Here is an 18071-nt window from a genome sequence, read left to right on the forward strand (position 1 = left end):
TTGTGGTGGAAGGTCGCGTGTAAAGGAGAGATTACCCGAGTTTCCACACGTCGCCGCGCCATCGCGGGCCGCCGGGAGGCGGCGCCGAGCGCCCTCCCGCGCACCCTTACACTCGCCCAATGATCCCGGACGTGCCTCGGCTCAGCAGGCGGAGTGTGGTGGCGGTGGCGGCCGTTGTCGTCAGTGCCGGGTGTTCCGGAGGTGGTGGAACAGCGGGCTCGGACGGGGCCGGACACAAGGCCACGCTGCCCGAACCGGGCGAGCTGGCGCTGCGCCAGGCGGTCCGCGACAGCGCGGCGTTGCTGGCGCGGTACGACGCGGTGGCCGCCGCGTATCCGGCGCTCGCCGGTCGGCTGGCGCCGCTGCGGGCCGAAGTGGCCCTGCACGTGGGCGCGTTCGGCGGCCGGGCGGCGCCCGTACCGACCGGCTCGCCGTCCCCCGGCGCGACGTCCGCCGCGACCCCCGCCTCCTCGCCGTCCGCTCCCCCGGCCTCCTCGCCGTCCGCGGCCCTGAAGTCCCTGGCGGACGAGGAGCGGCGGCTCGCCGACAGCCGGGCGACGGCGCTGCTCAATGTGCCGGGCGAGACGGCCCGGCTGTTCGCGTCGGTGGCGGCGGCGGGCGCCGGGCACGTGGCGCTGCTCGGGACGAAGGGGGCGGTGCGATGAGCGCGGTGCTGGACGCGGCGCAGGCGGCGCTGGCCGCCGAGCACGCGGCGGTGTACGGCTACGGCGTCGTGGGCGGCCTGATCGGCGGGAGCCGCCGGCCCGAGGCGCGGCAGGCGTACGACGCGCACCGCGCGCGGCGGGACGTGCTGGGCCGTACCGTGCGCGATCTGGGCGGAGTGCCGGTGACGGCGGCGGCGGGTTACCAGCTGCCGTTCCCGGTGGCGGACGCGGCGGCGGCGCTGCGGCTGGCGGCGTATCTGGAGGAGCGGGTGGCGGGCGCCTACGGCGACGTGGTGCGGTCCGCGATCGGGGACATCAGGCGGGACGCGGCGGGCGCCATGCGCGAGGCGGCGGTGCGTGCCGTGCGGTGGCGCGGTGGCAGCGTAGCCTTCCCGGGGTTGGCGGAACGGAGCTGATCACCGTTCCCCGCCGCACACGACACGGAGGGAACGCACAGGGATGGCTTCAGCAGCGCACCACGGGGGGCCGGAAGGCGTACGGCTGGAGCCGCCGGAGCGGCTGGTCCGCACCGTCGGGGCCTGGGAGGGCGAGGCGGGCCGGGTGTGGCTGGCCGAACTCCCCGACCGGGTGGCGCGGTTCCTGGAGCGGTGGGGGCTGACCGTCGAGCGGGTCTTCGCGGCCGGGGGCCAGATCAGCATGATCGTGCTGGTCCGCACCGCGGACGGGGTGCCGGCGGTGCTGAAGGTCGGCATGGTCACGCGGGAGACCGAGCACGAGCACGCGGCGCTCGCGCACTGGGACGGGCGGGGCGCCGTACGCCTCCTCGACGCCGATCCCGGCGAGGGGGCGATGCTGCTGGAGCGGCTTCAGGCGGATGTGTCGCTGCGGTCGCTCGCCGAGCCCAAGGCGATGCTGGAGGCCGCCGGGGTTCTTCAGCGGCTCTGGGTGCCGCCGGCCGAGGGGCATCCCTTCACGTCGGTCGCCGACTACACCGGTGCGTTGGTGGCGCTGCTGCGCGAGCGGCGGGAGCGGCCTTGGGCGGCCGAGGCGGTCGGGCTCGTCGACGAGGCGCTGTCGGTGCACGCGGAGCTGGTCGCCTCGGGCGCCGAGGAGGTGCTGCTGCACGGGGATTATCACCACGGCAATGTGCTGGCCGGGGAGCGGATGGCGTGGCTGGCCATCGACCCGAAGCCGCTGGTCGGTGAGCGGGCCTACGATCTCGCGTGGCTGGTCCGTGACCGGCTTCCGACCCTGGCCGCCCAGCCCGGTTCCCGGGCCGCGGCCCGGCGGCGGCTCGCCAAGCTCGCCGCCTCTCTTGAGGTCGAGCCCGAGCGCCTTCGCGGCTGGGCCCTCTTCCGTGCCGTCGAGGCCGGCGTCTGGTACCTCTCCGTCGGCGACCGCGAAGCCGCCGAGCTCCTCCTCGAATTCGCCTCCTGGCTCTAGCCCCCCGCCCCTCCCCGCAAGTCCTCAATCGCCGGACGGGCTGAGTCGGGGGGGTGGGGCTGATCGCGCAAGGAGCCGCCTTTCCAGGGGTGCGGGGACCGGCGCGACCGCCGACCGCACGGCGGGTTCGAGCCCCGAAGGGGCGCGGGGAACTGCGCGACCAGCCACGACGATGGCGCGCCGACCGCACGACGGGGTCGTGCCCCAACCGGGCGACCAGCCACGGCGGCGGCGCGCCGACCGCACGGCGGGGTCGAGCCGTCACCGCGCGATCAGCCACGGCGGCGAGCCGTCAGTGGGGGGTGGTGAGGAGGGCGAGGGCTTCGGGGAGGGGGAGCTCTCGGCGGGTGCCGGTGCGGCGGTCCTTGAGCTCGACGACGGCGTCGCGGGCGCGGCGGCCGGCGATGAGGAGGGTGGGGACGCCGATGAGCTCGGCGTCGGTGAATTTGACGCCGGGCGAGAGGGAGGGCCGGTCGTCGAGGAGGACCCGCAGTCCCGCGGCGTGCAGCGCGGCGGCGGCCTCCTCCGCGAGAGCGGTCTGTTCGGCCTTGCCCGCGGCGATGACGTGGACGTCGGCGGGGGCGACCTCGGCGGGCCAGCACAGCCCCGCGTCGTCGGCGGTCTGTTCGGCGAGGGCGGCGACGGCGCGCGAGACGCCGATGCCGTAGCAGCCCATGGTGACGCGCACGGGCTTGCCGTCGCGCCCGAGGACGTCGAGCTGGAAGACGTCGGAGTATTTGCGGCCGAGCTGGAAGATGTGGCCGATCTCGATGGCCCGGTCGAGGCGGAGCCCGGTGCCGCACCGGGGGCAGGGGTCACCGGCGCGGACGGTGACCACGTCGAGGTAGCGGTCGACGGTGAAGTCCCGGCCGCAGACGACGTTGGCGGCGTGCCTGCCGGGCTTGTTGGCGCCGGTGACCCACGCGGTGCCGGGGGCGATCCGGGGATCGGCGAGGTAGCGGACGCCCAGGCCCTGGGGGCCGACGTAGCCGCGTACGAGATCGGGCCGGTCGGCGAAGTCCTCGGCGGTGACGAGTGCGACGGCTGCGGGCGCGAGGTGTTCCGCGAGCTTGCCGAGGTCCACCTCGCGGTCGCCGGGGACGCCGACCGCGGTGATCTCGCCGTCCACCGTGACCAGCAGGTTCTTGAGTGTGGCGGAGGCGGGCACGCCGAGGCGGGCGGCGAGCGATTCGATGGTGGGGGTGTCAGGGGTGTCCAGCTCCTCGACGGGGCCGTGCTCAGCGGCAGCCGCGTCACCGGGCGCGGCCGTGAAGGTGACCGCCTCCGTATTGGCGGCGTAGTCGCAGGCGGGGCAGTCCGCGAAGGTGTCCTCGCCCGCGGCGGCGGGCGCCAGGAACTCCTCGGAGGCGGAGCCGCCCATGGCGCCGGAGACGGCGGAGACGACGCGGAAGTCGAAGCCGAGGCGTTCGAAGATCCGGATGTACGCCTGCCGGTGCAGCCGGTACGACGCGGCGAGCCCTTCGTCGTCGGTGTCGAAGGAGTACGCGTCCTTCATCTGGAACTCGCGGCCCCGCAGCACGCCCGAGCGGGGCCTGGCCTCGTCGCGGTACTTGGTCTGGATCTGGAAGAGGGTCAGGGGCAGGTCCTTGTAGGACGTGCACTGGTCCTTCACGATCTGCGTGAAGACCTCCTCGTGGGTGGGGCCGAGCACATAGTCGGCGCCCTTGCGGTCGGTGAGCCGGAAGAGCAGGTCGCCGTACTCGTCGGCGCGCCCGGTGGCCGCGTACTGCTCGCGGGGCAGGAGCGCGGGCAGCAGCACCTCCTGGCCGCCGATCGCCTCCATCTCCTCGCGTACGACGCGGGCGACGTTGTCCAGGACGCGTTTGCCGAGCGGCAGCCAGGTCCACATCCCGGCGGACGAGCGGCGCACGTATCCGGCGCGGACCAGCAGCTTGTGGCTGGCGGTCTCCGCGTCGGCCGGGGCGTCGCGCAGCGTCTTGAGCATCAGCCGGGACATGCGCAGGACCATGGCGTTCTCCGTGAAGGTCGGGGGTGCGGCGAGGGTAGCCGGGCCGCCGGGCGCCCGCACAACCCTTTTCCCCCACACGCGCCCGCCCCGCGCCGCGCTCTACCGCAGCAGCGGCAGCGGCGCGCCCATCACGGCGTAGGGGCGGGCGGCGCTCGGGAAGTGCACCGGGCGGGCCAGGTCCTGGTACCCGAGGGCGTGGTAGAGGCGGCGGGCGGGGCTGTCGCCGTCGATCGCGGAGAGGATGCTGCGCGGCTCGGTGGCGGTGTCGGTGATCTCGGTGATCAGGCGGCGGCCGACCCGGTGGCCCTGGAAGTCGGGCAGCACGTGCAGTTCGGTGATGACGAAGGAGTCGTCGAGCCAGCCGTCGGTGCCGCGCTGCCGCAGGTACGGCTGGACGACGCTCGACCACCAGTGGCCGCGGTCGTTGGGCAGCCCGTAGACGAAGCCGACCAGCCGTCCGTCGTCGGTCTGCGCGCCGAGGGCCCGCGCACCGGGGTAGTTGAGGTGCCGGAGCACGATCTGCCGCCGGATGGCGACCTCGCCGGGGCCGAGCCCGAAGGCGAGCGCCTGTACGGCGAGGGCTTCGTCGACCCGCGCGCCGAGGTCGACAGGTCCGACCACCACGTTCTCCATGGGCCGGGACACTACCCCCAGCGCCCGCGGCCTTCGAGCGCGGTCAGAACAACACACTCATGAACGCGCCGACTTCGGAGAATCCGACCCGCTGGTAGGCGGCCCGCGCGGGGGCGTTGAAGTCGTTGACGTAGAGGCTGGCGACCGGGGCGACATCGCGCAAGGCGTAGTGCAGGACGGCGGCCATGCCGGTCTCCGACAGGCCCTTGCCGCGGTGTTCGGGGGCGACCCAGACGCCCTGGATCTGGCAGGTGTGCCGGGTGACGGCGCCGATCTCGGCCTTGAAGACGACCCGGCCGTCCTCGATGCGGGCGAAGGCCCGTCCGGTGGAGACCAGTTCGGCGACGCGGGCCTGGTAGAGCAGGCCGCCGTCGCCCGCGAGCGGGGAGACGCCGACCTCCTCGGTGAACATGGCCACGCACGCGGGCATGATCACGTCCATCTCGTCGCGCCGGACGCGGCGGACCAGCGGGTCGGGCGTGATGTCGGCGGGCAGCGCGCGGGTGGTCATCAGCGGCTGGTGGGAGCGGACCTCGCGGGCCGGGCCCCAGTGGGGTTCGAGGAGCGCCCACAGGTCGGCGGTGGGTTCCGCGGGGCCGACGATCGAGGAGCAGCGGCGGCCGGCCCGGCGGGCGCGCTCGGCGAAGGCGCGGATGGCCTCGGGAGTGGCGCACAGCGGTACGAGGTTGGCGCCCGCGTAACAGAGCGAGGTGAGTCTGCCGCCGCTGTACCAGCCCCACATCTCGCCGCCGAGCCGCCAGGGGTCGAGCCCGGCGACATTGACCCGGGAGGTGACGAAGGCGTTGGCCACCGGGTCGCGGTTGAGTACGGCGAGGGCGGCGTCGAGGTCGCCCGGTTCGAGGACCTTGGCAGTCGATGTGGTCAACACGTGGGTGCCTCACCGTACGGGCCGCAGCAGGCTTGGCTTGAGCAGCAGGCTTGGGATGATCTGCGCACTTTACCGCGCGGGGCCGTGCCGCGCCCCGCGTCCGGCCACCGGTGGGCGGCGGGCGCGGGGCTCGGGCGTGGCCCGGCGGCCGGTCGCGCGGGCTGCTCGGCAGTCAGGAGACGCTCACCTGCGGTTCGCCTGACATGGTGCCGTCGGCCTCCATCTGCTCGGCGAGTTTCATCGCCTCTTCGATCAGCGTCTCGACGATCTTCGACTCCGGCACGGTCTTGATGACCTCACCCTTGACGAAGATCTGACCCTTGCCATTGCCCGACGCCACACCCAGATCAGCCTCACGGGCCTCACCCGGACCGTTGACGACACAGCCCATCACCGCGACCCGCAGCGGGACCTCCATACCGTCAAGACCCGCCGACACCTGGTCCGCGAGCTTGTACACATCCACCTGCGCACGCCCGCACGACGGACACGACACGATCTCCAGCCGCCGCTGCCGCAGATTCAACGACTCCAGAATCTGGATCCCGACCTTGACCTCCTCCGCCGGAGGAGCCGACAGCGACACCCGGATCGTGTCCCCGATACCCTCCGACAGCAGAGCGCCGAACGCCACAGCGGACTTGATCGTCCCCTGGAACGCCGGACCCGCCTCCGTCACACCCAGATGCAGCGGATAGTCCGACTGGGCGGCCAGCAGCCGGTACGCGTTGACCATCACGACCGGGTCGTTGTGCTTCACCGAGATCTTGATGTCCCGGAAGCCGTGCTCCTCGAACAGCGACGCCTCCCACAGCGCGGACTCCACCAGCGCCTCAGGCGTCGCCTTCCCGTACTTCTTCAGCAGCCGCGCGTCCAGCGACCCCGCGTTCACACCGATCCGGATCGGCGTCCCCGCGTCCGAAGCCGCCCGCGCGATCTCCTTCACCTTGTCGTCGAACTGCTTGATGTTCCCCGGATTCACCCGAACCGCCGCACACCCGGCATCGATCGCCGCGAACACGTACTTCGGCTGAAAATGAATGTCCGCGATCACCGGAATCTGCGACTTCTTCGCGATCGTCGCGAGCGCGTCGGCGTCATCCTGCGTCGGACACGCCACCCGCACGATCTGACAGCCCGAAGCCGTCAGCTCCGCGATCTGCTGAAGAGTGGCACCGATGTCAGAAGTACGGGTCGTCGTCATCGACTGGACGGAAACAGGCGCGTCCCCGCCCACCGGGACCGACCCGACCTGGATCTGACGGCTCTTGCGGCGTTCGGCGAGCTTGATCGGAACATCTGGCATCCCGAGCGAAATCGCGGTCATTGCGTGGCATCCCCAAGGTGTGGATCGAGGTCCCGCGTGGGCGGGCTCCGATAACCGAGGTTACGGCACCCCGCCCACGACCCACACGCCCCTCATCCCATTACGAACTCAGTTTGACGGGGTTGACCACGTCGGCGATCAGGACAAGCAAGGTGAAGGACACAAAGATTCCGGCCACGACATAGGCGATCGGCATGAGCTTGGCGACGTCGAAGGGGCCGGGGTCCGGCTTGCGGAAGACCTTGGCGGCCTTGCGCCGGACGGACTCCCACAGCGCGCCCGCGATGTGGCCGCCGTCCAGCGGCAGCAGCGGGAGCATGTTGAACAGGAACAGCGAGAGGTTGAAGCCGCCGACGAGCATGACCATGGTCATGACGCGGTTGATGGCGGGCTCCTGGAGCGCGAAGACCTCGCCGCCGACGCGGGCGGCGCCGACGACGCCCATCGGGGAGTCCGGCTTGCGCTGCGCGCCGTTGAAGGCCGCGTTCCACAGGTCGGGAATCCGCTTGGGCAGGCTGATCAGAGAATTCACGCCCTGTTTGGCCATATCGCCCATGTGGTTCACGGAATCGGTGAAGCCCAGCGGCTGGATGTGGCTGGCCGGGCTGAAGCCGAGGAAGCCCGCCTTGACCGTGCCGTCCACGTAGTTGCCGTCGCTGTCGGTCTTGGCGACGGTGTTGGTGGTGATCGTGGGGTGCAGGGTGAGCCGCTGTCCGTCGCGGACCACGACGACGCTGGCCGGGCCGATGCCGTCGCGGATGTCCTTGGACAGGGCGTTCCAGTCGCCGACCGGGTGGCCGTTGAACTCCACGATCTTGTCGCCGGCCTTGAAGCCCGCGGTCTTGGCGGGCGCGACCGGGTCGGAGGGCAGGCACGGGTTGTTCACGTCGCGCTTGGCGGTGTCCGCCTGCGAGATCACACAGTCGCTGACCTGGCTGACCACGGTGGTGCGCATGCTGATGCCGAAGCCCATGAACACGCCGAGGAACAGCGCGACGGCCAGGATCAGGTTCATGAACGGTCCGGCGAACATCACGATGACGCGCTTCCACGGCTTGCGCGTGTAGAACATCCGCGTCTCGTCGCCGGGCTGGAGCTCCTCGTACGCCGCCGAGCGGGCGTCCTCGATCATGCTGCGCCACGGCGAGGTCGACCGGGCGGAGACCTTGCCGTCCGCCCCCGGCGGGAACATCCCGATCATGCGGATGTAGCCGCCGAGCGGCACGGCCTTGAAGCCGTACTCGGTCTCGCCCTTGTGCCGGGACCAGATCGTCGGGCCGAAGCCGACCATGTACTGCGGCACGCGGATCTTGAAGAGCTTGGCCGTGGAGAGGTGGCCCAGCTCGTGCCAGGCGATGGAGACCATCAGGCCCACGGCGAAGACCACTATGCCGAGGACCGTCATGAGAGCGGTCATACGCCTGCTGCCTCCGATGTCGACGCGCTCGTGTTCACGTTCCCGTTCACGTCCGCACTCCCGTTGTTCCCGTTCACGTTCGCGAGTTCCCTGGCACGGGCACGGGCCCACGCCTCCGCTTCGAGGACGTCCTCGACGGTCAGTCGAGTTCCCGTCCCGGGCACGCCGTGTTCCTCGACGACCTTCGCGACGGTGTCCACGATCCCGGTGAACGGCAGCCGGCCGGCGAGGAAGGCGTCGACGCACTCCTCGTTGGCCGCGTTGAACACCGCGGGCGCGGTGCCTCCGAGGCTACCCACATGTCGCGCCAATGCGACGGACGGGAACGCGTCGTCGTCGAGCGGGAAGAATTCCCATGTCGAGGCTTTCGACCAGTCGAAGGCGGGTGCGGCGTCCGGGACCCGGTCCGGCCAGCCGAGACCCAGCGCGATCGGCATCCGCATGTCGGGCGGGCTGGCCTGGGCGAGCGTCGATCCGTCCACGAATTCCACCATCGAGTGAATGTAGGACTGGGGGTGGACGACGACCTCGATCCGCTCGAACGGGATGTCGTAGAGCAGGTGCGCCTCGATGACCTCAAGGCCCTTGTTGACCAGGGTCGCGGAGTTGATGGTGATCACCGGGCCCATGTCCCAGGTGGGGTGCGCGAGGGCGTCGGCGGGCTTGACGTCGGCCAGCTCCTCGCGGGTACGGCCGCGGAAGGGGCCGCCGGAGGCGGTGACGACGAGCTTGCGGACCTCGGCGCGGCTGCCGCCGAGCATCGCCTGGAAGAGCGCGGAGTGCTCGGAGTCGACGGGCACGATCTGGCCGGGCTTCGCGACGGCCTTCACCAGGGGGCCGCCGACGATCAGCGACTCCTTGTTGGCGAGGATCAGCACCCGGTCGGCCTCCAGCGCCGCCAGCGTGGGCCGCAGGCCGATCGAGCCGGTGATGCCGTTGAGCACCGCGTGGCACTCCAGGGTCGCGGCCTGGGTGGCGGCTTCCGGGCCGACCAGCAGCTCCGGCCCGTTGCCGGGGCCGAAGTGCCTGGTCAGGGCCTGTCGCAGCGGCTCCACGGCGGCCTCGTCCGCGACCGCGACCGTATGCACCTGAAGCTGGTGCGCCTGTTCGGCGAGCAGTTCCGCGCGGCTGCCCGCGGCGGAGATGGCCACGACGCGGAAGCGGTCCGGGTTGCGGAGCACCACGTCGATGGCCTGGGTGCCGACAGAGCCGGTCGAGCCGAGGATCACGATGTCCCGTCGGCCGCCGGCCGCCGCCTCTCCGGTCGTGTACGGGCGGTAGTGCGGGTCTGCGAGAGCGTCCGTCATGGGGCCATTCTGTCCTGCCGTGGCGGCTGTCAGTGCACCGGTCGGCGGACGTTGTCCGCCCGCGACGGGCCGGGCTCGGCCTCCGCGATCCACGGGCCCTCGCGGCTGGCGTCGACGATTCCGGCTTCCAGCCAGGTGAGGTCGCCGTTGAGCACGGAGCGGGTGAGGCGGCGGTCGGTGCTGTCGGTGTTGGTCCACAGCCGGGCGAACAGCTCCTCGGTGCGGATGCGCGACTGGTGGCAGAAGGCGTCGGCCAGACGGCGGGCCTCCCGGCCGTGGTCGCCGGTCGCGGCAAGGTGCTGGGCGCGGACGCAGGCGGCGCTCATCGCGAAGAGTTCCGCGCCGATGTCGACGATCCGGGCGAGGAAGTTCTGCTTGGTCTCCATCCGGCCCTGCCAGCGCGACATCGCGTAGAAGGTGCAGCGGGCCAGCTTGCGCGCGCTGCGCTCCACGTACCGCAGGTGTCCGGCGAGCGGCCCGAATTCGGCGTACGCGTGGGGGAGCTGGCCCGGGCCCGCGACGAGTTTGGGCAGCCAGCGGGCGTAGAAGCCGCCTGCCTTGGCGCCCGCCTTGGCCTTGTCGCCCAGGGTGGTGTCGGGGTCGATGAGGTCGCCCGCCACGGACAGGTGGGCGTCGACGGCCTCGCGGGCGATCAGCAGGTGCATGATCTCGGTGGAGCCCTCGAAGATCCGGTTGATCCGCAGGTCACGGAGCATCTGCTCGGCCGGGACGGCGCGCTCGCCGCGGGCGGCCAGCGAGTCGGCGGTCTCGAAGCCGCGCCCGCCGCGGATCTGCACCAGTTCGTCGGCCATCAGCCAGGCGGCCTCCGAGCCGAAGAGCTTGGCCAGCGCGGCCTCGATCCGGATGTCGTTGCGGTCCTCGTCCGCCATCTGGGACGACAGGTCCAGTACGGCTTCGAGCGCGAAGGTGGTGGCGGCGATGTACGCGATCTTCGCGCCGACGGCCTCGTGCTCGGCGATCGGCTTGCCCCACTGCTCACGGGCGGCCGACCACTCGCGGGCGATCTTCAGGCACCACTTGCCCGCGCCCGCGCACATGGCGGGCAGTGACAGGCGGCCGGTGTTCAGGGTGGTCAGCGCGATCTTCAGGCCCGCGCCCTCGGCGCCGATCCGGTTCGCTGCCGGGACCCGGACCTGGTGGAAGCGGGTGACGCCGTTCTCCAGACCGCGCAGGCCCATGAAGGCGTTGCGGTTCTCCACGGTGATGCCCGGGGAGTCGGCCTCCACGACGAAGGCGGTGATGCCGCCCCTGTGGTCCTCGTAGGTGTCGGCGCCGCCGTCCGGCTTCGGCACCCGGGCCATGACGACGAGCAGGTCGGCGATGACGCCGTTGGTGGTCCACAGCTTCACGCCGTCGAGTACGTAGTCGTCGCCGTCGCGGACCGCGCTGGTGGCCAGCCGCGCCGGGTCGGAGCCGACGTCGGGCTCGGTGAGCAGGAAGGCGCTGATGTCGGTACGGGCGCAGCGCGGCAGGAACTTCTCCTTCTGCTCCCGCGTGCCGAACATCTTCAGCGGCTGCGGTACGCCGATCGACTGATGGGCCGACAGCAGCGCGCCGATCGCGGGGCTCGCGGAACCGGCGAGGGCCAGCGCCTTGTTGTAGTACACCTGGGTGAGGCCGAGGCCGCCGTACGCGGTGTCGATCTTCATCCCGAAGGCGCCGATTTCCTTCAGGCCCGCGATCGTCTCGTCGGGAATCCGCGCCTCGCGCTCGATCCTGGCGCCGTCGACCTTCGTCTCGCAGAAACCCTTGAGCAGGTCGAGGAACGCCTCGCCCTTCTCCACCGCCTCGGCCGCGGGCAGCGGGTGGGGGTGGATCAGGTCGAGGCGGAAGCGGCCGAGGAACAGTTCCTTGGCGAAGCTGGGCTTGCGCCAGTCCTGTTCTCTGGCGGCCTCCGCCACCTGACGTGCTTCGCGCTCCGAGACCTTGCGTGCGGTGGGTGCGGACACGGTTGCGTCACCTCCGGGTAGCCGGTTACCAACCGGTGCTACTTGTCCGTACTACCCGAATCCGGCCGACCCGACCATCCGCGGCGCGAGGTCGGCCGAATCCCTCGGGCCCCGGAGGCCGGTGCCTGGAGGTCCCGTGTCTGGAGGTCCCGCGCCTGGAGGTTCCGTGTCTGGAGGTCCTGTGTTTAAAGGTCCAGGCCGGTGAGGACCAGCACGCGCTCGTACGTGTAGTCGTCCATCGCGTACTTGACGCCTTCGCGCCCGGTGCCGGAGTCCTTCACACCGCCGTACGGCATCTGGTCGGCGCGGTAGGAGGGCGCGTCGCCGATGATGACGCCGCCGACCTCCAGTTCGCGGTGGGCGCGGAAGGCGGCCTGGAGGTCGTGGGTGAACACGCCGCTCTGGAGGCCGAAGCGGGAGTCGTTGACGGCGGCGAAAGCCTCGTCGGTGCCGTTCACCCGGTGCAGCGACAGGACGGGGCCGAATGCCTCGGCCGAGGCGAGGACGGCGTCGGCGGGCAGGTCGGCCAGGACGGTCGGGGCGTAGCTCGCGCCGTCCCGCACCCCGCCGGTCAGCAGCTTGGCGCCCTTGCCGACGGCGTCGTCGACCCAGGAGGCGACGCGCTCGGCGGCGGCCTCGCTGACCAGCGGACCGACGTCGGTCGCGTCGTCGGCGGGGTCGCCGACCGCCTGCGCGCGCACCTTGGCGACGATCTTCTCGGCGAGCGCGTCGTAGACGGCGGTGTCGGCGATGACGCGCTGCACCGAGATGCAGGACTGGCCCGCCTGGTAGTTGGCGAAGGTGGCGATCCGGCTCGCCGCCCAGTCCAGGTCGGCCTCGGACGACCAGTCGGCGAGGACGACGGCGGCGGCGTTGCCGCCGAGTTCGAGGGTGACGTGCTTGCGCGGCACGGAGTCCATGATCTGGTAGCCGACGGTGTCGGAGCCGGTGAAGGAGATCACCGGCAGCCGCGGGTCCTGGACCAGCGAGGACATCCGGTCGTTCGCCACCGGCAGCACGCTCCAGGCGCCCTCGGGCAGGCCGGTGGTCTCGGCGAGGAGTTCGCCGAGCAGCAGCGCGGACAGCGGGGTCGCGGGGGCGGGCTTGAGGATGATCGGCGTGCCGACCGCGATGGCCGGGGCGATCTTGTGGGCCACCAGGTTGAGCGGGAAGTTGAACGGCGCGATGCCCAGCACCGGGCCGCGGCTGAAGCGGCGGGTCAGCGCGAGCCGCCCGATGCCGCCGGCGTCGGTGTCCAGCCGCTGCGCCTCGCCGCTGTTGAAGCGGCGGGCCTCCTCCGCGGCCCAGCGGAAGACGGACACGGCGCGGCCGACCTCGCCGCGCGACCATTTCATCGGCTTGCCGTTCTCCGCCGTGATCAGCCGGGCGACCTCCTCCGACCGCTCCGCGAGCCGCTTCGACACGTGGTCGAGCGCCGCCGCGCGCACATGGGCGGGCGTCGCCGAGAACGCGTCCTGCGCCGCCGCTGCCGCCGCCACCGCCTCCTCGACCTGGGCGTCCGTCGGCACGCTCACCCGGCCGACCGCCGCGCCGTCCCACGGGCTGGTCACATCGAAGGTGTCCGTACCGGTGGCCTCACGGCCCGCCAGCCAGAACGCGTACGCGGCTGCGCCTGTCGTTGTCACGGTGGGTCCCGCCCTTCAGAAGTTCGATTGTGCTGCCGTCCCGTCTCTCACGGTAGGCGCGCCCGCGGACACCGCACGTTGTCCACGACGTAGTACGTGCCCACTGACGCGCGCCGTAATGGCCGGAATGGCCCGGCGCTGCGAGGGGGTCCGGGCTTACGTGGACCGCCGGGGGCCGGCGGCGGCGGTGCCGGGGACGGCAGGGGCCGGGCTTATGGGGACCGGCCGCGTTCGGCAGCGGCCCGGCGGGGCGACGGGAAGCTTTCGGCGGCGGCTGGTGAGTCTCCGGCCAGGGGCCGCGCGGGCGGACGGCGTCGGGTACGGCCCCAGGAGGGCCGGGGTACGGCCGGTCGGCGGCAGCGGCTTCGGTCGGGGGGGCAGGTGGGGAAAGCCGCACGGCGTGCCCTCGGGCGCCTCTATCCTGCTGGCGGGACGGGGAGGGAACACCATGACGGAGACCGTGACGATCGACCTGGGCGACGGCTCGACGGTGGAGGCCGAGGTCATCGGCGACCTCACCTTCCGGCAGCCCGGTGAGGCCGCCTCCGGCGCGGGCGGCGCCGACGCGTACGGCGACGTCGGTGTCGACGTCGGCCGCCGCGCCGCCGCGCTGGGCTCGGCCGTCGCCCTGAGCCTCGGCCAGGTGCGCGACACCGTCCGCAGTGTCGGCCGCTGGGCGGCCGAAACGGTGACGGAGGGCGGCGCCGCCGGTTCCCCCGACGCCTTCGAGGTCGAATTCGGCCTCAATCTGGCCGTGAAGTCCGGCCAGCTCTTCGGGATCATCGCGGAGGCGGGCAGCGAGGCCAGCCTGACCGTACGGCTCTCCTGGGACCTGGCGGCGCGCAGAGCCCGCGCGGAAGCGGCTGAGGCGGCCGTGGCGGCTGGGGCGGCCGTCACGGCGGTGGTCGGAGCCGCCGCGGACGGGACCGGCCCGGCCGGGGACACGGGCTCCGGGTCCGGCGGACAGCCGTGAGCGCTGGGGCCGTCGCCTGGTGGGGCGCCGGGCCGCTTGGCGGCGAGGCGCACTTACGCGCGGTGTGGCTGGAGATCGGCGGGACCTTCCGGGGCAGCGGCTTCCTCGTACGGGACGGGCTCGTCGTCACGGCCGCGCACGTGGTGGCCGGAGCGGCCGGAATCGTCGTACGTCACCCGTCCGGCGGTGGTCCCGTGGCGGCGGACGGCGTACGGGCGGTGCCTCCGCACAGCGACGGCGGGCGCTTCCACCCGTATCCGGACCTGGCGCTGCTGACCGTGGCCGGGTGGTCCGGGCACCCCGTCGCGTCGCTCGCGACCAGCGACCCCGAGCCGGGCACCGAGGTGACGGCGCTCGGCTACTCGGAGTTCACCCCCTCCCCCGGTGTCCAGCCGGACTCGCTCGCGCTGCGCACAGGAGCCAGATCAGGCGACTTCTTCCGGGTGCTGGGCGACGGCGTCCGCGAGGGCTTCAGCGGCAGCATGCTGCTCGACCGGGCCGGTCTCGTGGTCGGTGTGGTGAAGGGCAGCCGCTCGTACCGGGACGACCGGGGCGGCTGGTGCACCCCGGTCTCGGCCCTGCGCGGCCTCCTCGGTATCGCCGACGCCCCGGCCGGCTCCGCCGCGACGGCCGCCGCGCCCGGCCCGCCGCCCACCGACATGGAACTGGTCGACGCCCTGCTGGCGTTCCCCTCTCTGGGACGCGCGGACAACCGCTACGACCTGCTCGACCGGATGGGCGACCACCTCGGCCTGCCGTACTCCTTCGAGGTGGAGGAGCGGCCGGGCCGCCGGGACCACCTCTTCCGGCTGGTGCTGAGCTGCCGCCGGTTCCGGGACGAGGGGGCCGCGTGGCGTGCCCTGTTCACGGCGATGGAGGAGATCGTGCCGGACGACCGGGCCCTGGAGCGGCTGCGCGACCTGGTCGGGCGGGCGATCGGCGGCTGGGGGGACGCGTAGCGCGATGGGTTCCGTGGAGGGGAAGTGGACGGCGAAGCGCCTGCTGGCCAAGGTCGGCAGGGCCGGGGACGGTCCCGGTCCGGCGGCCGACGGGGGTCCGTGGCCGGTCGGTGCGGCCGAGCTGCTGGGTGAACTGCTGGAGGACTTCCCGCAGTTGTCCCGGCACGGCGACCGGCTCGACCTGCTCCAGCGGATGGACGAGGCGGCGGAGCGCCACGAGCCGCGGCCGTACGGTCCGGGCGGCGTGCGGGGCGCGCGCCGGGCCCGCTTCCGGCTCGACGTCCGCGAGGAGTTCGTCGCCCGCGCCCACCTGCGCAATCTCGTCGGCGCGATCGAGACCCGCCCCGACCCCGACGCGGCACTGGACGCGCTGCGGGCGGCGCTGCGCGGTCAGGCGCCGTACGACAAGGCCCTGCCGTGGCTGGAGTTGGCCGTCCTGGGCCTGACCGGCGCGGCGCCCCTGCCGCCCGACGCCTCGCTCGCCGTCCTCACCGCGCTGCGCGCGGACCTCCCGCATCTCCCCTCCCCCGCCCAGCTCGCGCGCCATGTCCCGCACGGCGCGCCCGGCACCGCGCTGCTCACCGGCCGCGAGACCCTGCCGGAGATCCTGGTGCGCCTGTCCGACCTACGGGGCGGCGGCCCCGGCGGCGACGCGGGCCGGGCGGTACCGCTGCTGCGCTTCCTCGGCTCCGTCACGGCCGACACCGACCTTGCCGCGTACGCCCGTTGGGCGGCGCTGCGCGACCTGCTCGGCGCGCTGGGCGGCGGCCGGGCCGGGGACACCGGGACGGCCGGCGGCGGAGCGGAGAGCCCGGAGGCCGCCGACCGGCTGATCGTGCAGATCCGCGTCGAGGCCGCGGGCCCCGAGCATGTCGAGGACGGCAGCTACGAACTGCGCGGCGCCTACTACCGGCAGGCCGTGCACGGCGGCCCGCTGCGCCGGGTGGCGGCGCTGCCGCCCAGCGAGCCCTTCCGCCGCAGCGAGCTGACCGGCGCGGGCAGCGCGCGGATGTCGGCGTGGACGGAACTGGCCCGCGAGGTGCGCGGCGCGGGCGGCGGTGTCCGGGTCGAATTCCTGCTGCCCGAGGCCCTGTTGGGGTACAGCGCCGAGCTGTGGTCGGCCGGGCCGACCCGTACCCCGCTCGGCCAGCACCACCCTGTCGTCGTACGGTCCCTGGAGCGGTACACCGACTCCTGGGTCATCGGCGCGTGGCGGCAGCGCTGGCAGCACCTGCGCCGGGACCCGCAGCGAGCGGCGGCGGCCCCGCTCGGCGGCGGGAACGGCGACACGGCCGGAACCGGGGCTCGGGAGCCGGACCCGGCGGACGACGCGCTCGGCAGGATCTCCTGGCCCCGGCTGCACGGGCGGTCCGCCGCGACTGAGCTGACCGAATCCCTCGTACGGCAGCCCGAGTTGGCCTGCCTCGGCCTGACCGTGCCGTACGACCGGCTCTCGGCGCACCTGCTCGCGGCCGTGAAGGACGCGCTGTACACCGAGGGCGTGCCCGTCATGCTGTGGCGGCGCGACCCCGGCGACCCGCGCGAGCTGGTGACGGCGCTGCGCGCCCACCCCCCGGCCCGGCTGCTCGACCTGCCGGAGACCGTGCACCGTTGCCGCAAGTACGGCAGGACGGCGGGCGCCGACGACGTGCGGAACAACATCACGCTGCTCTGGGACGACCCGGACAGCGTGGACGCCGACCAGGACACGCCGTACGCGGGGATGGCCTGACATGCGGACGACGCGCACAGGACGCACAGGACGCAGAGGACAAGGAGCGGTGCGGTGACGGCGAACGGCGACGACTGGTGGGTGTACCGGGGTACCGGCACCCCGCACGACGGCATCGACGGCCTGCCGGAGGCCCCCGCCTGGCGGGCCTTCGGCACCGAGTACGGCGACCCCGGCGAACTGCCCCCGCCGCCCGCCGACGGCACGGGACCGGGCGCGGACGGCGCCACCGCCCGGCGGCTCGGCCGCGACCGCCAGGCCGTCGCCTATCAAGCCGACCGGCGCGAGGTGCAGCTCGTCAACCTGGCCCTGCACCTGCGCCGCCCCCTGCTCATCACGGGCAAGCCGGGAGTCGGCAAGTCGACACTCGCCTACGCGGTCGCCCACGAACTGCGCCTCGGTCCCGTGCTGCGCTGGCCGATCACCAGCCGCGCCACCTTGCGCGACGGCCTGTACGCGTACGACGCGATCGGCCGTCTGCACGACGCGGGCATGGGACGCGGTCCGGCGGGGAGCACGGGCGGCGCGGGGAGGGACGGCACCGGGGGCGGCACCGGCAGGGAGGAGCCGCCGCCCGTCGGCCGCTATCTGCGGCTCGGTCCCCTCGGTACGGCGCTGCTGCCCTGGCGGCACCCGCGGGTGCTGCTCATCGACGAGATCGACAAGAGTGATCTCGATCTGCCCAATGACCTGCTGAACGTCTTCGAGGAAGGCGAATTCGGGATTCCGGAACTCGCCCGGCTGGGGCCGGGTGATCAGGAAGTCATGACCGCGGACGGTGCGCGGACGGCCACCGTCACTGGCGGGACGGTGCGCTGTGCTCAGTTCCCCTTCACCGTCTTGACGAGCAACGCCGAGCGGGAGTTCCCGGCCGCGTTCCTGCGTCGCTGCGTCCGACTGGAGATCCAGCCGCCGGACGCGGACCGGCTCGCCGCGATGGTCACCGCGCACCTGGGACCCGGCGCCCCCGGCGCGGCGGCCGAACGCGCCGCGGTCATCGCGGAGTTCCTGCGCCGCCAGCGCGAGGAGGGCGCGGAGCTTGCCAACGACCAGCTCCTGAACGCCCTGTTGATGGCCGACCGCGGCCTGTGGTCGGGCCGGCAGGACCGCGAGTTCATCGAGAGCGTCCTCCTCCGCCCCCTCAACGAGTCCTGACCCG

The 18071-nt window shown here is 72.9% G+C and carries 15 protein-coding genes; 7 read left to right on the forward strand and 8 right to left on the reverse strand.

What is annotated here, in order from left to right; genetic code table 11:
- Positions 1 to 119: 119 nt before the first annotated feature.
- Genes ACZ37P_RS23035 through ACZ37P_RS23045 form a run of 3 tightly spaced genes read left to right on the forward strand, consistent with a single transcriptional unit; the run spans position 120 to position 2069 of the window.
- Positions 120 to 665, forward strand: a complete 546-nt coding sequence (locus ACZ37P_RS23035; RefSeq protein ID WP_391050313.1) for a hypothetical protein — start codon at positions 120 to 122, stop codon at positions 663 to 665.
- Positions 662 to 1081, forward strand: coding sequence for a ferritin-like domain-containing protein (locus tag ACZ37P_RS23040; RefSeq protein ID WP_467348404.1), 420 nt, complete (start codon positions 662 to 664; stop codon positions 1079 to 1081). Before ACZ37P_RS23035 ends, ACZ37P_RS23040 begins: the two co-directional genes overlap by 4 nt.
- Positions 1082 to 1124: 43 nt before the next feature.
- Complete coding sequence (locus ACZ37P_RS23045; protein ID WP_355350323.1) at positions 1125 to 2069, forward strand: aminoglycoside phosphotransferase family protein; 945 nt, start codon at positions 1125 to 1127, stop codon at positions 2067 to 2069.
- Positions 2070 to 2361: 292 nt separating this feature from the next.
- On the opposite strand, the gene ACZ37P_RS23050 is transcribed toward ACZ37P_RS23045, so the two are convergent.
- From ACZ37P_RS23050 to ACZ37P_RS23085, 8 genes are all read right to left on the reverse strand, one after another.
- Entirely contained in the window at positions 2362 to 4059 is a 1698-nt protein-coding gene (locus ACZ37P_RS23050) for a proline--tRNA ligase (RefSeq protein ID WP_401306074.1), read from the reverse strand.
- A 99-nt stretch (positions 4060 to 4158) separates the two neighbouring features.
- Positions 4159 to 4692 carry a GNAT family N-acetyltransferase gene (locus ACZ37P_RS23055; RefSeq protein WP_355350329.1) on the reverse strand — a complete coding sequence of 178 codons (534 nt, stop codon included), beginning with the start codon at positions 4690 to 4692 and terminating at the stop codon, positions 4159 to 4161.
- Between the two features lie 43 nt (positions 4693 to 4735).
- On the reverse strand, positions 4736 to 5581 hold the full coding sequence (locus tag ACZ37P_RS23060) for a GNAT family N-acetyltransferase (protein ID WP_401306076.1): 846 nt from the start codon (positions 5579 to 5581) through the stop codon (positions 4736 to 4738).
- A gap of 172 nt (positions 5582 to 5753) precedes the next feature.
- On the reverse strand, positions 5754 to 6908 hold the full coding sequence (ispG, locus tag ACZ37P_RS23065; protein ID WP_391050316.1) for a flavodoxin-dependent (E)-4-hydroxy-3-methylbut-2-enyl-diphosphate synthase: 1155 nt from the start codon (positions 6906 to 6908) through the stop codon (positions 5754 to 5756).
- A gap of 100 nt (positions 6909 to 7008) precedes the next feature.
- On the reverse strand, positions 7009 to 8325 hold the full coding sequence (locus tag ACZ37P_RS23070; RefSeq protein ID WP_391050317.1) for a M50 family metallopeptidase: 1317 nt from the start codon (positions 8323 to 8325) through the stop codon (positions 7009 to 7011).
- Complete coding sequence (dxr, locus tag ACZ37P_RS23075) at positions 8322 to 9632, reverse strand: 1-deoxy-D-xylulose-5-phosphate reductoisomerase (RefSeq protein ID WP_355346589.1); 1311 nt, start codon at positions 9630 to 9632, stop codon at positions 8322 to 8324. Before dxr ends, ACZ37P_RS23070 begins: the two co-directional genes overlap by 4 nt.
- Before the next feature lie 29 nt (positions 9633 to 9661).
- Positions 9662 to 11602 (reverse strand): acyl-CoA dehydrogenase family protein, encoded by a 1941-nt coding sequence (locus ACZ37P_RS23080; protein WP_401723043.1) that lies wholly within the window; start codon positions 11600 to 11602, stop codon positions 9662 to 9664.
- A 185-nt stretch (positions 11603 to 11787) separates the two neighbouring features.
- Complete coding sequence (locus ACZ37P_RS23085) at positions 11788 to 13248, reverse strand: aldehyde dehydrogenase family protein (RefSeq protein ID WP_467348409.1); 1461 nt, start codon at positions 13246 to 13248, stop codon at positions 11788 to 11790.
- 448 nt (positions 13249 to 13696) lie between these two features.
- Here ACZ37P_RS23085 and ACZ37P_RS23090 point away from each other — a divergent pair, with 448 nt between their 5' ends.
- From ACZ37P_RS23090 to ACZ37P_RS23105, 4 genes are read left to right on the forward strand one after another with little or no spacing between them, the layout of a single operon-like run.
- Entirely contained in the window at positions 13697 to 14221 is a 525-nt protein-coding gene (locus ACZ37P_RS23090; RefSeq protein ID WP_467348410.1) for a CU044_2847 family protein, read from the forward strand.
- Entirely contained in the window at positions 14218 to 15180 is a 963-nt protein-coding gene (locus ACZ37P_RS23095; protein ID WP_467348411.1) for a trypsin-like peptidase domain-containing protein, read from the forward strand. Before ACZ37P_RS23090 ends, ACZ37P_RS23095 begins: the two co-directional genes overlap by 4 nt.
- A gap of 4 nt (positions 15181 to 15184) precedes the next feature.
- Complete coding sequence (locus ACZ37P_RS23100; RefSeq protein ID WP_467348412.1) at positions 15185 to 16912, forward strand: VMAP-C domain-containing protein; 1728 nt, start codon at positions 15185 to 15187, stop codon at positions 16910 to 16912.
- A gap of 54 nt (positions 16913 to 16966) precedes the next feature.
- Positions 16967 to 18067 (forward strand): AAA family ATPase, encoded by a 1101-nt coding sequence (locus ACZ37P_RS23105; protein WP_467348413.1) that lies wholly within the window; start codon positions 16967 to 16969, stop codon positions 18065 to 18067.
- Positions 18068 to 18071: the final 4 nt, after the last annotated feature.

The organism is Streptomyces sp. NPDC024632, from assembly GCF_055559175.1.

What these genes read in the sequence shown, in the direction of transcription:
- ACZ37P_RS23090 (WP_467348410.1), top strand. Translation starts at nt 13,697, where the DNA reads ATGACGGAGACCGTGACGATCGACCTGGGCGACGGCTCGACGGTGGAG.
- ACZ37P_RS23045 (WP_355350323.1), top strand. Translation starts at nt 1,125, where the DNA reads ATGGCTTCAGCAGCGCACCACGGGGGGCCGGAAGGCGTACGGCTGGAG.
- ACZ37P_RS23055 (WP_355350329.1), bottom strand. Translation starts at nt 4,692, where the DNA reads ATGGAGAACGTGGTGGTCGGACCTGTCGACCTCGGCGCGCGGGTCGAC.
- dxr (WP_355346589.1), bottom strand. Translation starts at nt 9,632, where the DNA reads ATGACGGACGCTCTCGCAGACCCGCACTACCGCCCGTACACGACCGGA.
- ACZ37P_RS23035 (WP_391050313.1), top strand. Translation starts at nt 120, where the DNA reads ATGATCCCGGACGTGCCTCGGCTCAGCAGGCGGAGTGTGGTGGCGGTG.
- ispG (WP_391050316.1), bottom strand. Translation starts at nt 6,908, where the DNA reads ATGACCGCGATTTCGCTCGGGATGCCAGATGTTCCGATCAAGCTCGCC.
- ACZ37P_RS23100 (WP_467348412.1), top strand. Translation starts at nt 15,185, where the DNA reads ATGGGTTCCGTGGAGGGGAAGTGGACGGCGAAGCGCCTGCTGGCCAAG.
- ACZ37P_RS23050 (WP_401306074.1), bottom strand. Translation starts at nt 4,059, where the DNA reads ATGGTCCTGCGCATGTCCCGGCTGATGCTCAAGACGCTGCGCGACGCC.
- ACZ37P_RS23070 (WP_391050317.1), bottom strand. Translation starts at nt 8,325, where the DNA reads ATGACCGCTCTCATGACGGTCCTCGGCATAGTGGTCTTCGCCGTGGGC.
- ACZ37P_RS23040 (WP_467348404.1), top strand. Translation starts at nt 662, where the DNA reads ATGAGCGCGGTGCTGGACGCGGCGCAGGCGGCGCTGGCCGCCGAGCAC.